The sequence below is a fragment of the Arthrobacter sp. D3-18 genome, from assembly GCF_054408525.1.
The window spans coordinates 562,047-578,322 of record NZ_CP096440.1; the positions used below are offsets into that span (position 1 = coordinate 562,047).

Annotated in this window: 17 protein-coding genes; 4 read left to right on the forward strand and 13 right to left on the reverse strand. The window is 62.1% G+C overall.

The window, feature by feature from the left end; all coding sequences use genetic code 11:
* Positions 1 to 14 precede the first annotated feature (14 nt).
* On the reverse strand, positions 15 to 620 hold the full coding sequence (locus tag M1D89_RS04680; protein WP_498648468.1) for a TetR/AcrR family transcriptional regulator: 606 nt from the start codon (positions 618 to 620) through the stop codon (positions 15 to 17).
* 99 nt (positions 621 to 719) lie between these two features.
* Here M1D89_RS04680 and M1D89_RS04685 point away from each other — a divergent pair, with 99 nt between their 5' ends.
* Complete coding sequence (locus tag M1D89_RS04685) at positions 720 to 1,031, forward strand: hypothetical protein (RefSeq protein ID WP_498648470.1); 312 nt, start codon at positions 720 to 722, stop codon at positions 1,029 to 1,031.
* Positions 1,032 to 1,110: 79 nt separating this feature from the next.
* Here M1D89_RS04685 and M1D89_RS04690 read toward each other — a convergent pair whose 3' ends face one another.
* From M1D89_RS04690 to uriH, 3 genes are read right to left on the reverse strand one after another with little or no spacing between them, the layout of a single operon-like run.
* On the reverse strand, positions 1,111 to 2,067 hold the full coding sequence (locus tag M1D89_RS04690; RefSeq protein ID WP_498648472.1) for a ribokinase: 957 nt from the start codon (positions 2,065 to 2,067) through the stop codon (positions 1,111 to 1,113).
* A complete protein-coding gene (uriT, locus tag M1D89_RS04695; protein ID WP_498648474.1) occupies positions 2,064 to 3,509 on the reverse strand; it encodes a uridine transporter UriT in 1,446 nt (481 codons plus the stop codon). The genes M1D89_RS04690 and uriT overlap by 4 nt, the downstream gene beginning before the upstream one ends.
* On the reverse strand, positions 3,509 to 4,534 hold the full coding sequence (uriH, locus tag M1D89_RS04700) for a uridine-preferring nucleoside hydrolase UriH (RefSeq protein ID WP_498650896.1): 1,026 nt from the start codon (positions 4,532 to 4,534) through the stop codon (positions 3,509 to 3,511). Before uriH ends, uriT begins: the two co-directional genes overlap by 1 nt.
* A gap of 200 nt (positions 4,535 to 4,734) precedes the next feature.
* On the opposite strand from uriH, the gene M1D89_RS04705 reads away from it, so the two are divergent.
* A complete protein-coding gene (locus M1D89_RS04705) occupies positions 4,735 to 5,778 on the forward strand; it encodes a LacI family DNA-binding transcriptional regulator (RefSeq protein ID WP_498648475.1) in 1,044 nt (347 codons plus the stop codon).
* Positions 5,779 to 5,789: 11 nt separating this feature from the next.
* Here the strand turns inward: M1D89_RS04705 and M1D89_RS04710 are convergent, their stop codons facing one another.
* The 4 genes from M1D89_RS04710 to M1D89_RS04725 form a co-directional block, all read right to left on the reverse strand.
* Positions 5,790 to 6,146, reverse strand: coding sequence for a hypothetical protein (locus M1D89_RS04710; protein ID WP_498648477.1), 357 nt, complete (start codon positions 6,144 to 6,146; stop codon positions 5,790 to 5,792).
* A 77-nt stretch (positions 6,147 to 6,223) separates the two neighbouring features.
* Positions 6,224 to 6,847 carry a LysE family transporter gene (locus M1D89_RS04715; protein ID WP_498648479.1) on the reverse strand — a complete coding sequence of 208 codons (624 nt, stop codon included), beginning with the start codon at positions 6,845 to 6,847 and terminating at the stop codon, positions 6,224 to 6,226.
* A 187-nt stretch (positions 6,848 to 7,034) separates the two neighbouring features.
* Positions 7,035 to 7,490 carry a hypothetical protein gene (locus tag M1D89_RS04720; protein WP_498648482.1) on the reverse strand — a complete coding sequence of 152 codons (456 nt, stop codon included), beginning with the start codon at positions 7,488 to 7,490 and terminating at the stop codon, positions 7,035 to 7,037.
* 113 nt (positions 7,491 to 7,603) lie between these two features.
* A complete protein-coding gene (locus M1D89_RS04725; protein ID WP_498648484.1) occupies positions 7,604 to 8,230 on the reverse strand; it encodes a hypothetical protein in 627 nt (208 codons plus the stop codon).
* Positions 8,231 to 8,731: 501 nt separating this feature from the next.
* Between M1D89_RS04725 and M1D89_RS04730 the strand changes: the two genes are divergently transcribed.
* The gene (locus M1D89_RS04730) at positions 8,732 to 9,805 is read left to right on the forward strand and encodes a DNA polymerase IV (RefSeq protein WP_498648486.1); all 1,074 of its coding nucleotides are present in this window, start codon (positions 8,732 to 8,734) and stop codon (positions 9,803 to 9,805) included.
* 28 nt (positions 9,806 to 9,833) lie between these two features.
* Here the strand turns inward: M1D89_RS04730 and M1D89_RS04735 are convergent, their stop codons facing one another.
* The 5 genes from M1D89_RS04735 to M1D89_RS04755 form a co-directional block, all read right to left on the reverse strand.
* Positions 9,834 to 10,817, reverse strand: a complete 984-nt coding sequence (locus M1D89_RS04735; RefSeq protein WP_498648488.1) for an aldo/keto reductase — start codon at positions 10,815 to 10,817, stop codon at positions 9,834 to 9,836.
* A gap of 18 nt (positions 10,818 to 10,835) precedes the next feature.
* Entirely contained in the window at positions 10,836 to 12,014 is a 1,179-nt protein-coding gene (locus tag M1D89_RS04740; RefSeq protein ID WP_498648489.1) for an RNA polymerase sigma factor, read from the reverse strand.
* A gap of 45 nt (positions 12,015 to 12,059) precedes the next feature.
* On the reverse strand, positions 12,060 to 12,434 hold the full coding sequence (locus M1D89_RS04745; RefSeq protein ID WP_091469918.1) for a YciI family protein: 375 nt from the start codon (positions 12,432 to 12,434) through the stop codon (positions 12,060 to 12,062).
* Between the two features lie 117 nt (positions 12,435 to 12,551).
* Positions 12,552 to 13,367, reverse strand: coding sequence for a methyltransferase domain-containing protein (locus tag M1D89_RS04750; protein WP_498648491.1), 816 nt, complete (start codon positions 13,365 to 13,367; stop codon positions 12,552 to 12,554).
* A 29-nt stretch (positions 13,368 to 13,396) separates the two neighbouring features.
* Entirely contained in the window at positions 13,397 to 13,933 is a 537-nt protein-coding gene (locus M1D89_RS04755) for a MarR family winged helix-turn-helix transcriptional regulator (protein WP_498648494.1), read from the reverse strand.
* Between the two features lie 166 nt (positions 13,934 to 14,099).
* Between M1D89_RS04755 and M1D89_RS04760 the strand changes: the two genes are divergently transcribed.
* Positions 14,100 to 16,274: an MMPL family transporter gene (locus M1D89_RS04760; protein ID WP_498648496.1), complete on the forward strand. Its 2,175-nt coding sequence runs from the start codon at positions 14,100 to 14,102 to the stop codon at positions 16,272 to 16,274.
* The last annotated feature ends 2 nt before the right edge of the window (positions 16,275 to 16,276 follow it).

Sequence of the window (16,276 nt, forward strand, 5' to 3'; positions counted from 1 at the left end):
GACGGGCGCTTGCGCTAGGCGGGAGTGGTTTCCCGTGCTTCGGCGTCCAACGCTGCGGCGGCCAGGTAAACGGTGCGCACGACGGCGGCGCGTCGCCTTTCAGCCCTGCCCGGATCATCCCCTGCCATGAGTCCGTCGAGCGCGGGGAGTACCGGGGCGGCGTCGCACAAGCTCACGATAGTGATGAGGAGGTCCCCGGCGTCCTCCCTGGAAATGCCGGGAAGTGCGGCGATGGTGCTATTGACCTTGGACGCGCAGTTGGCCATCCGTTTCGGCAGTCCCACAACCTCCGCGCCCCGTTCGAGTCCTTCCCAAAACAGGAGGCGTGGTGCCGTTGCGTCCTTCTGGTGGTGGTCGAAGAGTCGGCCGGCGTAGTCTGCCATGGCCTCGGGTCCGCTGCCCTCGATGGGTACTTCATCCATGAGTGAGCTCAAGGCGGTGACGATGACGGCGTCGAAAAGCGCATTCTTGTTGCCGAAGTACTGGTAGATCCGCTCCTTGTTGACCCCTGCCTCTGCGGCAATACGGTCAATGCGGGCACCGGCTAATCCGCGCGCGCAAAACTCGGACGTTGCCGCCTCAAGCAGCAGCCCTTTGGTTCGCTCCGTGTCCCACGCCATACGCTTATATTACCAGTTTCCAACTAGATGGTTGTAATTGGCGGCGGGTGGGGTTATTGTGATCCCAAGCCAAAAGCAACCGTTTAGTTGGAGAATGCCATGACCACGCAAACAACCTCCCCGATCACCGCTGAGCCCACAATGCCGGCAGTCCGCCCTCCTATGCCATCCGTGCACGTTCGCGCCGTGATTACGTGGCTGGCCATCTTCCCGCTCGTGTCCATCGGCATGCTGCTGCTCGGCCCGATCATGGACTCGTGGCACCCCGTCTTGCGGGCGCTGCTGCTGACGGCCCTTGTGGTTCCCGCGGCTGTTTATGTCGTAGTTCCCAAGCTCATGGCCGGCCACGGCGCCCTGTCCCGCAAGGCCGTGGAGCGCGCAGCCCAACGCGCTGCCCGCAAGTCCGCTTAACCCAAGTAGGTCGCAGATCAGGTCGTTATGAGAGCTGAAAACGACCTGATCTGCTACCCAGTTGGGTGCAACGCCGGGACTAAGCGTCCCGCAGCTGCTCGACGTCGGCGATGGTCGGGTACGCGGTCTGCGTCCCTTTCTTTGTGGCGGCCAACGCGGCGGCTACCGAGGCGAAGGACGCTGCACCAGCAAGTGACTCGCCGGCAGCCAAGCGCGCTGCCACGGCACCCGTGAAGGCATCGCCGGCACCCGTGGTGTCAACCGCAGAAACACGCGTCGGGGCAATGCGTGTGATTTGGTCTTCAGCCCCACGCGCCAAGGAATCCAGGACTACGGAACCATGTGCGCCGAGGGTCACCAGAACGCGCTGCAAACCGCGGTCCGCGAACTGACTCCGGACCGGCTCCCACGCCTCCACGCTGGCCCCGGCGTCAGGTACGTCGGCTTCTGCGCCAAGGAACAGTGACGCCTCGTGCGCATTCACCAGCAGCACATCGCTCAACCTCGCCAAACGCTCCGGCACCTCGGCGTAAGGCGAGAGGTTCAGCAGAACTGTTGCGCCGGCGTCGTGCCCCGCTTGTGCGGCGGCAATCACCGTATCGGTCCCCACCTCCAGGCAGAGGCACACCACAGCGGCATCCTCGAAGGCGTCCGGCGTAACGTCCGACGGCCTCAGGGTCCCATTAGCGCCGGCCGAGATAATGATGCTGTTCTCGCCGCTGGCATCCACGGAAATGACCGCGACACCGGTGGCGACGTCGGAGCGTTGGACCCGCGAAACGTCCACTCCGGCGTTGGCCGTCGATTCAAGGAGCATGGTGCCGTTGGAGTCGTCACCCACAGCGCCGATCAGGGTTACCTGCCCGCCGAGCTTGCTGGCAGCCACCGCTTGGTTGGCACTCTTGCCGCCGGGATTTACCGCGAAGCCATTGCCGTGGACTGTCTCGCCGGGCTGGGGGAGACGGTCGCAATAGATGGTCAGGTCTGCGTTGAGGGAGCCGACGACGACGATTCCCGCCTTGGGTGCGCTGGTCATGCGGCCACCTTTTCATCCTCGGTTACTTCTGCGTCCACTGGCTTCGGAATGAGCAGCGAGGCCGCGAAGGCGGCGAACGTAATGGCCAGGCCCACCACCACAACGGTCAGATAAGAAGCCTTGTCGTCATTGAGCGAAGATGTGGCCACCAGGACCGCAGGAAGGACAAGGAAGCTCAGCCCGGCGCCGAGGTTGAACGCGCCGGCATTCATGCCAGGCAGGAAGCCCGGGTTACCCTGCGGCGAGAGAACCACGCCCAGTCCGTTCAGCATGATGTTGACCGTACCGGCGTACATGATGCCCAGCAAGGCCGTTCCCAAGATCATCATGGGCAGATTGTTGAGGCCGAAGAAGGCGATGATCGCCAGTGCCACCAAGCTGCCGAGCAGGCCGATGCGCAGCACCTTGGTGTAGCCGAGGACGGGGGCAAGCCGGCCGCTGATGGGGCCGAACAGCCAGCCAAGCAGTGCATAGGGGGTCAGGATGATGAGCGACATCTCGGTGGGCCCAACGCCGAAACCGGGATCAGCTGCCTGAACATAGGCGGGGACTATGCCGTTGATGACGGCGAAGATGCCGGTCATGGTGAGCGTGGTGGTCAGCAGCGGAGCCCACGTGGAGCGCTGGCGCAGGTGCACGGTTTCCACCATGGGCTGCTTGGCGCGCTTTTCAACAGTCCAGAACGCAAAGAACGCGACGACGGCAATCACGGTGAGCACGACCGCAAAGGTAAGGGTGCCGGCGTCGAAGGCCGTGGCCAGTTTGGCGCCCTCGTTCAGGGCGGTCAGCAGGGCGCCCACTGCGATGACAATGAAGAACACGCCCAGCCAGTCCATGGTAGTGCCCGCGGCGGGCTTGCTTTCGCCAGCGAGGACGGCGATCAGAACGGTAGCGATGAGGGCCAGCGCGACCATGAGCCAGAAGATGCTGCGGAAGCCGAAGTTCTCAGCAAAGTAGCCGCCTACGAAGGAGTCGACGCCAGCTACGCCGCCGTTGACTGCCGTGATGAGACCCATGAGCGTGCCGTACTTGCGCGGGTTGGTGACAGCGGAGCGGAGCATGATCAGGCAGAGCGGAACCGTGGGACCGCTGACGCCCTGGATGATGCGGCCCACGAACAGCCAGGTGACGTCCGGGGCCATTGCTGCGATGACGGAGCCGACCGCCATCAGGAGCATCATGCCAACGAGGATCTTCTTGCGGCCAACGATGTCACTGAGGCGCGGGAGGAAGAGGGAGAAAAGGGCTGCGGCGGTGAAGAACCAGGTCTGGGACAGGCCGATAGTGGCTTGGTCTGTGTTGAGTTCATTGCCCATGGTGACCAGGGCCGGACTGAGCATGGACGCGTTGAGTTGGAAGGCCACGCAGGCTGCCAACAACGCAACCATAAGGGCGGTGACGTTGCCGCGGGTGGATTTGGATTCTGTTGCGAGGGAGGACATTATTTGGCTTCTCCTGCCAGAATTGCCTCGGCCGTGGCGTTGACTGCTGCGGTGGCGTCAGCGCCGGCGTCGTGCCCTGGTTCGCCGATCCGTTCAATGGCATCGGTGACCAGGTCCCAGAACTTCTTGTGGTCGAGGTCCACGGCCACCGACGTGTGGCAGTCATCCGGCGCGGGGGCGCGGAAGTCTGCAACGGTCATGCCTAGGGTGAGCTTGCCCTGCAGTTCGATGTCCACGGGGACCTTGCGGGTGGTCATGACGGTGGGGTCGATGACGTAGGCGACTGCGCAGGGGTCGTGGACCGGCGGGAAATCGAAGCCCTGGGCATCCTTGTAGGTCTTTTGGAAGAAGTCCATGAGTTCCATGACGAACTTGGCCGGCTTGGTGCCGATTTTCGCGATGCGGTCCACTACCTCGTCCGTGGCCAGCGCCTGGTGCGTGAGGTCCAGGCCGACCATTACCAAGGGCCACTTTTCATTGAAGACAATGTGCGCGGCTTCGGGGTCGATGATGATGTTGAACTCGGCCACGGCGCTCCAGTTGCCCACGTGGTAGCCGCCGCCCATGAGGACAACTTCCTTCACGCGCTCCACGATGCGCGGCTCCTTGCGGGCGGCCATGGCAATGTTGGTGAGGCCCGCGGTGGGGACCAGAGTGACGGTGCCCGGCTCGTGCGCCATGACGGTTTCAATGATGAGGTCGACGGCGTGGCGCGGGTCCAGCTCGATAGCGGACTCGGGCTGCTCCGGGCCGTCCATGCCGGAATCACCGTGGATGCTGGGGGCCGTTTCGATGGTGCGCACCAAGGGGCGGTCGCAGCCAGCGGCGAAGGGGACGTCCGTGATGCCGGCAATGGTGGCTACGGAGAGGGCGTTGCGGGTGACCTTTTCCAGAGTCTGGTTTCCCACAACGGTGGTCACCGCCAGCAGTTCGATGTCCGGGTTGCCGTGAGCCAGCAGCAATGCCACTGCGTCGTCATGGCCAGGGTCGCAGTCAAGAATGATCTTCTTGCGTGCCGGTGTCATGGTGTTGGGTTCCACGGTTCTCTCCACGTCATTGGGGCCTGCCTGGTACTTGCCCGGGGCAGGGCGCTAAGCATTCAGGGGAATTCTGGCACTGCTTTGCTGGGTACGTCAAACGCTTAACGTTCCTCTGGTGCTCGGCACGTCAAGCGCTTGATGCCTTCTCGCAGGTCAGAGCCGCTTATGAACGCTACGATCGATGCATGGAATCCCTGGATCGGCGCCACGGTCGTGCGCCGCGCTCACCTCGCGTGACGGCCGCGATGGTGGCCGCCCGGGCAGGCGTTTCGACGGCGACCGTGTCATTGGTGGCAAACGGAAAAACGCAAGGGCGGGTATCCGAGGACAACATCTCCCGAGTCCGTTCTGCCATCGCCGAACTCGGCTATGTGGTGGACAGCATTGGCAGTTCCCTGGCCCGCGGTGTCAGCTCGATTGTCATCCTGGTGACACCGGACGTTTCCAACCCCTTCTTTGCCAACGTCATCGCGGGCGTTCGGGAATCACTGGGTGCCCAGTATCAGCTGCTGCTTTCCGTGACCGACGCCGGTGAGTCACCCCAGGCTGATGATGTCCGCAAGTTGCTGGCACTCCGCCCTGCCGGTTTGCTGGTAGGTGCACCCAGCGCGGAATTCCTGGAAGACCTGTCCGCTGCGGGGCCTCTGGTGCTGTTGGACGCCCCGGGCCTCGAGTCCTACGCCCCTTCCGTGAATCTGGATGTTGCCCAAGGTGCGCGGGAGCTCGCCCGGCATTTGGCATCTTCCGGGCACACCCGCGCCGCCTACGTGGACGGCGTGACAGGCACAACTACATTCCAGCTGCGCCGCCAGGCCTTCTTGGCGGAGGCTGCTGCGTGCGGACTTTCCGTGGCCGACGGGCACGTCATCAGCACCCCGATCGACGTCGGTGCTGCCGCCGCTGCCTTCGCCGAAGCCTGGCCGGAGTGGCATCGCGAGGAGGTCACCGCCGTCGTCTGTGGTACCGATACACATGCCTATGGAGTGCTGCAGGAAGCCCGGGTTGAGGGTGTGCGCATCCCTGAGGAACTGGCGGTGGCAGGCTTCGATGATCTTCCCTACTCGGCCACCAGCAATCCCAGCCTCACCAGCGTCCACCTGCCTGCGACGCCCCTGGGACGCAAAGCGGGGGAGCAGCTGCGGGGGCTGATGGAAGGCCTGCCGCTGGAGGAATCGCATGTGACGCTCGAGAGCTCGCTGGTGGTGCGGGGATCTACGTCTTTGAGTTAGGGGTAGCGTTTCTAGCTAGGAGATAGGGGACGAAGCTGGTCCTCCGTCACGGGCAGCAAGACTGTGAAATAGATCTGGGGAGCGGTCATATCGCCCCAATCTTCCTTCTTCACCCGCACCTCAGACGGCGTCACTTCCGCTATCCGCACGCGCAGCCAGTCGCCGTCGTCGAGCCGTAACTCGTGGGGATCGGCGAGGTAGCGCAGCCCGAGTTCGTCAAGAGTTTCCTCGGCGCTCATCCAGTCCACAACGTCGGTCCGCGGACGGCCCAGCAAATCCACGGCAACAAACCCGTCATCGACGGGCCTCATCCAACCCACGTGCTCACCGTCGTCCGCGCGTCGGTGTTCGATCCAGTCCGGTTCCATGCCCTCGACGGTAGCACCGGGGGTCGGCTGGTTGCCTGGCTACTGCCGGATCGCCTCACTATTCCCGGGATGCCTCGCTAGTGAATGACTGCGAGCAGGATGCCCACCAGGACGAACAGGCAGCCGAAGACGCGGTTGAGTACTTTTTGGCCACGCTGGTCGTGGGTGAACCGCTGGAAGGACCGCGCCGCCAAAGCGAAGAAGAACCACATCACCAGGATGTCGATGACCAGGACGGTGACCGTCAGCACGGCATATTGCTGAAGCAGAGGCTGGTCCGGCCTGATGAACTGCGGCATGAAAGCAAGGAAGAACACGATGGCTTTCGGGTTCAGCAGGTTCACCCAGATGCCGCGCTGGAACATGGACAGGGCCGACTCGTTCTTCTTATCCGCAACCTCTTCTTTGTCCAGATCGGGCTTGTGCAGGAACTGCCGGATCCCGAGGTACACCAGATACGCGGCGCCTGCATAGCGAATGACGTTGAAGATGACCGGCGAGTTGGAAACCAGGACGCCCACGCCCAGGGCAACGATGACGATATGGATGACCAGAGCCACCTGCTGCCCGAGAATGCCCCAGATGGAGCGTCGGAAGCCGGAATTGAGCGAGTTGCTCATGGTGAAAATGGCGCCGGCGCCGGGAGTGAAACTGATCAGGGTGCCGGCACCAACCAGGGCCAGCCAAAGTGAAAACTGCACATCTCAGCTTATGCCCGCGAGGTGGGTGCTTCGGACGCGTTGCTTCCTGACCTTGTCTGGCGGCTGACAAGGCGGAATTAACCCGAAGAAGGTTGATTGCGGCAGCGCAAAAGGTCAAACAAGGTCGGGAAGCAACAGTTGCTTGCTGACCCTCGCCAGATCAACGGCTGGGCTGCCAACGATGCCTTTAGCCGCACCCGCCGTATGTCGAATGGCTCCAATGGACACGGGTTTCGGGTAGCTCGTTGTAGTAGTCGTCGAAGTACAGGTGGGGGCTGGACGAGGTGTATCCGGTTTCATCAATGCCGAAGTGTCCAATCATTTCCAAGCCAAGCTCTGCTGAAGCCAGTGCCTTAAGATCTTCGGCCTCTACGAGGATTGGTTCGGTTTCGTCCCGGATCTCAGGCCAACAGCCAGCGTGAGCGATGGCGAAGTACTTGGTGTCCTTGTGTCTCAGGGTGTCGAGAATCTCCTCGAAGTATGGTTTTAGGGACCCGCTGAATTCGTCGCTGATAATGGCAACAATGTCCAAACACATGTCGGCGTCGAGGCCCACGACCACTATCCGTGGAAGAACCCGGTCCACCTGAGCTATGTGTGGACGAGCGAGCAGTGCAAGATCAAAACCAGCTTGAATAATCATGGTTTGACGGTATTACCGGATAAGCCTGTAAAGAACCATGCAATCGCTGTATGTGGACGAATTACAGGCCGGATCCGAAGAGCGCGTGCCCGCGACCTGCATGTAGGTCTCGGCTATAGGAATGGCTCCCAGCCGCTCAGCAACCGCGCCAATACTGGGGCAGCAGCGAGGGAGGTGATCCATCCAGAGGTCTTCAGGACAGCACTGGGCTGGGGAAGGGAGAAACGTCGACTCCTCTGCATGGACATGGAGTGCTCGCCTTGGTAGACCTCTCGGACTAGGTGCCCTATTTCCCTTACCAACAGTGTGTTCACATTTCTGTGCGGATACCGCCCTTGGTCCGAAAGATAGTGGGTGATGCACAAGATGTGGCGGTTCTCGCCGGTAAGGCCCAGACGGAAGGCTGCTTTCAAAAATTTTTGACCAGATGCAGCCATGAAACGTTTCGTGTTTGCAGGGGTGGTCGGACCGTAGTCCTGTGCATTCCTCATGAGAACCAGCGCTGCTTTCAGGAGTTGGCGGCGTCTGGACGAGGCCACCTGCAACCATAAGGTCAGCCCAGCAAGGGCTAAACCGAATAGAACCCCGTAGAACAAAGCAAGTAAAAAGCCATACCAGTTCTGCAGCTTTTCGAACTGCCAGGCAAGGTCAATGAGCATGAAGGAGCAGCCGATGCTCGCCCAGCCGAAGGTGCCGAGTGCGAAAGCAAAGGAAGTGTTGAGTTTCAGGTCGAGAACCATCTCACGTCTGTCGCGTGGCACATCCGGCATGAAAGGCGACAGTCTCGTGTCCCATCGACGGCGGAGTAAGGGATAGTTACTCCACGGATTGGCCACCCCCTCCCGCCGCAGGACAGTCTGTTGAAGAAATCCCGCGAAGAACCAAGGGAGCCAATTATCAATGATGTTGGTAAAAACACTGACACAATTCCGGTCATCAGCTCGCCGTCCGTCGCCCCAGTGGTCATAGTAAAGCCGATCCCCTCTTTTTGCCTGCTACGAGCCCCCAACTCTTATGAGTCTGGCGGAGGGCTCTGACATTGAAGCCCGTCTTGTTTCTCGTGGGCACCACGGACTAGGCCTCTATAACAGTGCAGAAAACGGCTGATCATGACGCGAGCCAGCGTCTTCACCACCTACTTTGGCGGAGGACGGGGTGGAATGCACCCTGAAAAGGTTGATTCCCCGGCCAACTGAGCCCAAAGAAGGTCAGGAAGCCGCGGCTTAGGGCAAACTGGTGCCGTGAGCGGAATCCCGTGGGTACTGCACGTTGACCTCGACCAGTTCATTGCGGCGGTCGAGGTACTCCGTCGGCCTGAGCTCGCGGGGAAACCGATCATTGTGGGTGGTCGGGGAGATCCCACAGAACGGGCCGTGGTTTCCACAGCGTCCTACGAAGCCAGGGCCTTCGGTGTCGGCTCCGGGATGCCTTTGAGGATCGCAGCACGCAAAGTGCCCGACGCCATCATCCTGCCTGTCGATCAAGAGGCCTACCTCGCGGCCTCGGACGTAGTGATGACCACACTCCGCGAACAACATGGCGCCACCGTGCAGGTGCTGGGTTGGGATGAAGCCTTCGTGGGCATTGAAACTGAGGACCCTGAAGGGTATGCCAAGCAGATCCAGGCCGCCGTCCTGGAACAAACCCAGCTGCACTGCAGCGTGGGCATCGGCGACACCTTGGTCCGCGCAAAGAACGCGACGGATTTTGGCAAACCAGCTGGCATCTTTCGGCTGACCAAAGAGAACTGGCTCGATGTCATGGGCAGCCGGCCCACCAAGGAGCTATGGGGCGTTGGAAGCAAAGTCTCGCAGCGGCTGGCGAAGCACCACATCACCACGGTGGCAGAGCTCGCTGCGTGCAATCCCCAGGATCTCGTCCCTGAGTTTGGTCCCAAGATGGGCCCTTGGTATGCGCAGCTGGGACGCGGGGAAGGCTCCAGCGAGGTCGATGACACGCCGTGGGTCGCCCGCGGGCACAGCCGGGAGACCACGTATCAGCAGGATCTCACCGACCCCTCACAAATCGAGGACGCCGTGAAGGAGTTGACGGCGCAGGTCCTGGGAGACGTCGCAGCGGAGGGACGCCCGGTGATCGGGCTGACCCTGAAAGTCCGCTACGCACCGTTCTTCACCAAGACCTACGCCAGGAAGATCCCCGAGACTTTTGACAGGGATGAAGTCCTCACGCAGGCCTTGGACCTCACCGCCAAAATGGAGCCGGACCGTCCCATCCGGCTCCTCGGATTGCGCGCCGAAATGTCCATGCCCGAGGAAGCCCGAAAGGGGCATACGCCGACGCGCAGCGGCTGGTGAAAGCCAACGCCCGACGGCGGCCCGGAAGCTACCAGCGCGGGTGGATCGCTTCGCGGAAGTATCGGTCATAGATATCCCGAACTCCGTCAGCCAACCCTTCCCCGACGGATTGCATCCCACCGGCCTCGGCATTTGCGGCTGCCTGCGAAGCGGATCGTGCACCGGGAATGACCGAGGTGACACCGTCCTGGGCGATGACCCAGGCGAGGGCCGCTTGGGCGGTGCTGACGCCGTCGGGCACTAACCCGCTGAACTCTTGAGCGGCTTTAACACCGGTTGCGAAATCGACGCCCGAGAATGTCTCGCCGACGTCGAAGGAAGACCCGTCGCGGTTGTAGTTCCGGTGGTCGTCCTCGGGGAACTCGGTGTCCTTCGTGTACTTCCCGGACAGCAAACCGGAGGCAAGCGGCACCCTGGCGATAATGCCAACGCCCGCTTCCTTGGCTGCGGGCAGCACCTCGTCGAGGGGTTTCAGACGGAAGGCGTTGAGGATGATCTGCACGGAGGCGGTGTTCCCGCGCTTGATGGCCTCAAGGGCTTCGTCCGTGCGCTCGACGCTGACGCCGTAGTTGCGGATGGCGCCTTCGCTGACCAAGGTGTCCAGGGCGTCGTAGACTTCGTCGCTGCTGTAGACGGATGTGGGTGGGCAGTGCAGTTGGACGAGGTCCAGAGTGTCCTGCTGCAAGTTGCGCCGCGAACGATCCGTCCACGCCCGGAAGTTCTCCAAGGTGTAATTCTCGTGGACTTGATCCACGCGGCGGCCCATTTTGGTGGCAACAGTGAGGTTCAGGTCCGGATGTGCCCGGAGGAAGCGTCCGATGAACTGCTCGCTGCGGCCGTCTCCGTAAACGTCTGCGGTGTCGAAGAAGTTGACGCCGCCTTCAACTGAGGCTTCCAGGACGGCAAAGGCGTCCTCTTCGGTGACCGAACCCCAGTCGGCTCCGAGTTGCCACGTTCCCAGTCCGACAGTTGAGACGGACCTGCCGGTCTTGCCAAGTATGCGCTGTTCCATGATTTCGACTATATGGGGTTATTGCTCGTCCATCCGCGCTACTTTTCCCATTAAGTACTTTCGTTCCGGCAGGCTTCCGGTCTTTTTGGCGGCGGAGAGGTACGCCGTGCGGGCCTCCACGTAGGAGCCCGACATCTCCAGTAAATGGCCCCTGACGGCGTCCAAACGGTGTGTCCGGCCAAGCGCGCCATCCAATCCGGCCAGCAGTTCAAGCCCGGCGGCCGGTCCATGCACCATGGCCACAGCTACCGCCCGGTTCAAAGTGACCACGGGACTGGGTGCAACGGCCTCAAGGACTGTGTACAGGGCGAGGATCTGCGGCCAGTCAGTCTCCTCATCGGACGTAGCCTCCGCATGAACGGCGGCGATGGCTGCCTGTAGTTGATACGGCCCAGCGGCCCCGCGTCCCAGGACGGATGACAGCAGCGCGATGCCCTCCTTGATCTGCATCTGGTTCCAGAGTCGTCGGTCCTGCTCCGCCAACGGGACGGGTGTTCCATCCGGCAACGTGCGCGCCGCGCGCCGGGAATCGGTCAGCAGCATCAGCGCGAGCAGGCCGACGGCCTCCGGTTCCCGCGGCGCGACGGACATCAGCAGGCGCGTCACCCGGATGGCTTCAGTGGTGAGGTCCTCGCGCTGCAGCGACGGACCCGAGCTAGCGGCGTAGCCTTCGTTGAAAATCAGGTACAGGACGTGAAGTACGACGCCGAGCCTTGCCTTGCGCTCGGAAGCGGGCGGCATGCTGAACGTGGCTCCCGCTTTTTGGATCCCTTGTTTGGCACGGCTGATACGTTGTCCCATGGTCGCTTCGGGGACCAGGAAAGCCGAGGCGATTTCCGCCGTCGTGAGTCCTCCGACGGCCCGGAGCGTTAAGGCGAGTTGCGACGGTGCCGATAGCGCCGGGTGGCAGCAGAGGAACATCAGCGTGAGGGTGTCGTCGGCTTCCGGGAGGTAGTTGTAGGAGAAATCGACGTTCATGGCCGCAACTCGTTCCTCACGGGCCCGCCGGGCGCTTTCGCTTCGATAAAAGTCCACCAGCCGACGGGATGCGACCGCCATCAACCACGCCCTGGGGTTGTCCGGCAGCCCGGAGGGCCACTGCAGAGCGGCCTCAAGGAGCGCTTCCTGGACGGCATCCTCGCAAGCATCGAACTGTCCATGCGTCCGCGCCAGCACGCCGAGGACCTGCGGCGCCAACGTGCGCAGCAGGTCCTCGATTCGCGTATCCCGCGGGGAACCCAGTTAGACCTCCGGCAAAGCTTCCTGCGGCGGAGCTTCCTGAACTGCGCGAAGCTCAACCACCTGCGCGTACTTCACGATGCTTGAACAGATCTCCACGGCACGTTCTTCACTGGCCACGTCAACCACCCAGTAGCCCACCAGCGACTCCTTCGACTCGGCGTATGGCCCGTCGGTGGTGATGACGCCATCCGGGGTTTGCTTGACCAGCTTCGCGGTGCTGCCGTCGGCCAGGCCGGCGTTGAACACCATTTCGCCGGACTCCGTAAGGTCCTTGTCGATCTGGATCATGAACCCGATCATTTCCTGGATCCAAGCCGGATCGGCGGTCTCCATCATGCCCTCGGCCGATCCGAACATCATGATCATGTATTTCATCTCAAACTCCTTGTGAGGAGCGCCCTTTGTGGGTGCTTTCACTCATGGGTCGGAACTGCGGCGGGTATTTCTACATGGTTGGCGAACTTTTTGGTGAGGACTACCTTTTTGTGAGGACTAGGCCCGGGCTATGACCTCGCCATTCGGAATGAGGAAGAATCCGTCATCGGTAGCTCCCCAGCGGTGCCAGCCTGCAGCGATCCTGGCGAGGTCGGCCTCGTTGGCGAAACCGTACTCAAGGGCTTGCTCGGCGAACGCGGAGTGCAGCACCCGTTCGCTCCACACCCTTGATTGCCACGCGCGCTGTTGGGCGGTGGCGTAAAGCCAGTTGCTGCTGGTCGGCGCCACCTGGGTGAAACCAGCTTGCTGGGCCCACGAAACCAGGCGACGGCCGGCGTCGGGTTCTGCTCCGTTGCGCCGGGCGATCTTTTGGTAAAGCTCCATCCAGTCGTCCAGCTCGGGGACCTCCGGGTACCAGCTCATGCCGTGGAAATCAGCGTCGCGCACGGCAACGATCGCTCCGGGTTTGGCCACCCGGCGCATCTCGCGAAGCGCGGCGACGGGGTCAGTCAGGTGCTGGAGGACTTGGTGGGCATGGACGAGGTCGAAGGACTCGTCCTCAAAGTCGAGGTCGTAGATGTTGCCCGTCTGGAAGGTCACATTGTCCACGCCGCGTTCGGTCGCCAGCTCAGTGGCTTGAGCGATGATGTCGGCTGACCTGTCCAAACCGATCACTTGAGCGGGCGCAACCAGCGCCGCGAAGTCGCAAGTGATACTGCCTGGTCCGCATCCGACGTCGAGCACTGACGTTCCGGGGGTGAGATGGGGGATCACAAACGCGGCCGAATTCTCGACCGTCCGTGAGGCGTGGGCCCGGACAACCGACTCGTGGTGCCCGTGGGTATAGACATCTTCAGGCTGCTGCGCGTTCATAGGGAAACGCTACAACTTGGAAGGTGAATTTAGGTGGAGCGCGTTGCGTCGGGTTGGGTGGCTTCCTCGCGGGCGGCCAAGGTAGCTTCCACCATGTCAGTCATGAACCGGGTGACAAGCTCCAGTTCCTCAGGGCTGTAAGCGGCCATGGCCTTGCCCATGCGGATAGCCAGTGGCATAAACATTGCGCTGCCATCCCGGTACGCCTTGGGTGTCATCTGCAACTGGACTTGCCGGCGATCGGTCCCAAGGCGTTCGCGCACAACGTGACCCGAGGCATGCAGGCGATCAACCAACGCAGTGGTCGCGGGGGAGCTGAGCCGGAGTTCGGCGCGGAGAACGCCAGGCGTGACAACTTTGCCGGCTGCGGAGTGGCGCATGATGACGGCGAGTGCGTTCAGGTCCGTGCGGTGCATGTCGTTCCGGCCACCTGCTGCGTCCACGTAGTGGTTCGCTTCGAGGGTGAAGTCCTGCAGGAGTCGGACAAGTTCTTGGGGAGCTGCGGTCTCGGGGCGGCCGGTATCCGGGCCCTGCTCCGCGGGGCGCGGGACTGTTGAGTCCGACATGTCCGCCCTCCTGCCAGCGTCGTCTCGTATTTACTGCCTTCCGGATATTACTCCCAGCTGTAGGGGATTCCGGCATTCGCTTCTCAGGACTCTTGGAATAGTTCCATGATAGAGATAATCTATGATGGAATAAAGCCCCTGAAGCATCCCCTAAGAAGAAGGACTCATGAACCCGCAGAAAGTACCGTTCTGGCTGCGCTGGCTGTTGCCCGTGGTGCTGGTCATCACGTGGCTCGGCATCGCAGGAATTGGTGGCCCCACCTTTGGGCGGTTGGAGGAAGTCTCCTCGAACGACCAAGCATCCTTCCTTCCCGCGGGCGCCGAGGCCACGGAAGCTGGCGATTGGCAGGCCAAGTTCCGGGACTCCGAGGAGATTCCGGCTGTGGTCATCGTGGAGAACGACACCGCCTTCACCCCGGCTCAACTGGGCGAGGCAGCCCAACTGAAAGCCGACATTGAGGCACTTAAGCTGGGGAGCGCCGTCGTCGGGCCTATTCCGTCCGAAGACGGCAAGGCCGTCCAATTCATTGTTCCCATGGCGTCTTCCGATGAGCTGCGGGAGAAGGTCCAGGAGCTCCGCGACGTCGTGCAGCCCGGCGCCCCGGACGGAACGCAGGCGTTCGTCACTGGGCCCGCTGGCCTGACCGCGGACCTCGTCAACGCGTTCGGCGGGATCGACGGCATTCTTCTGTTGGTTGCCCTGGGTGCCGTGTTTGTGATCCTGCTGCTGGTTTACCGCTCGGTGGTGCTGCCGCTGGCGGTGCTGTTCACCTCAGTCTTCGCCTTGTGTGCCGCGATTCTGCTGGTGTTCGGCATGGCCAAGCTCGGCTGGATCCAACTGAACGGCCAGAGTCAAGGCATCCTTTCAATTCTTGTGATTGGTGCGGCTACCGACTACGCACTGCTGTATGTAGCGAGGTTCCGTGAAGCCCTGACCCACACCACTAACCGCACGCAGGCAGCCATCACAGCTTGGAAGGCTTCGTTCGAACCAATTCTTGCCTCTGGTGCCACCGTCATCATCGCCCTGCTTTGCCTGCTCTTCTCGGACTTGAACTCCAACAAGGCCCTGGGTCCTGTGGCAGCTGCCGGCATCCTCTGTTCCCTGTTCGCCGCACTCACGCTTCTGCCTGCGTTGATGGCTTTGCTTGGACGGGCCGCCTTCTGGCCCTTCCGGCCCAAGTTGCTGCCCGACGACGAACGCGAACCTGAGATTGTCACTGGACTTGAGGGGCAAAAGGGTCTGTGGCGCGCCACGGGTCGTCTGGTCTCCAAACGGCCGCGCGTCGTGTGGGTGGCTTCCGTCCTGCTGCTCCTCGCAGCCTCTACCGGCTTGATGCAATTGAAGGCTAACGGCGTTCCGCAAACGGACGTCATTCTCTCTGCTTCCGACGCCGTTGACGGCCAGGAAGCGCTGGCGCGCCACTTCGACGCCGGCAGCGGCAGCCCCGCCGTCGTGGTCGCTTCCCAAGCTGCCGCGCAGCAGGTGCTGGAGAAGGTCAAAGCGGCCGACGGCGTGGGTGATGCGTATCTACTGGCCGACGGTAATGTCCCGATCACCGGAGCCCCCGGCGCTCCTTCGGAGCCCGCTGTCCGCGATGGCAGGGTCCTGATCAACGCCACGCTGAACTCGGCTGCAGACTCGATTGAAGCAGAAGAAGCGGTGAAGTCGCTGCGGGTGGCTGTTAAGGACGCCGACGCCGAAGCTCTGGTAGGTGGAGTCACGGCGACCGCGCTGGATACCAATACCACCGCGCAACGCGACTTGGTGGTCATCATCCCGATCGTCCTGGTGGTCATCCTCTTCATCTTGATGCTGCTGCTGCGATCCGTGGTGGCGCCAGTGCTGCTGGTGCTCTCCGTGGTGCTTTCGTACGGTGCCGCGATGGGTGTCTCAGCGTGGGTCTTCAATGGAGTCTTCGGATTCTCCGGCGCTGATGCCACCGTGCCGCTTTTCGGCTTCGTGTTCTTGGTAGCCCTTGGCGTGGACTACAACATCTTCCTGATGAGTCGTGTCCGTGAAGAGTCGTTGAAGCATGGGACACGTCCGGGAATCCTGCGGGGATTGGCGGTTACCGGCGGTGTCATTACCTCTGCCGGCGTGGTCCTGGCCGCTACGTTCGCGGCCCTTGGTGTCATCCCCATCATGTTCCTGGTCCAGCTCGCGTTTATTGTCGCGTTCGGTGTGCTGCTGGATACGGTGCTGGTCCGCTCCCTGTTGGTTCCCGCGCTTGCCTACGACATCGGCAGCAAGATTTGGTGGCCGGGGAAGCTGGCACGTGATTCTTCGTCCGCGCCGGTCGCTCCTCGCGAGGAGGAAGAGGCCTCGGTGGGCCGATAATC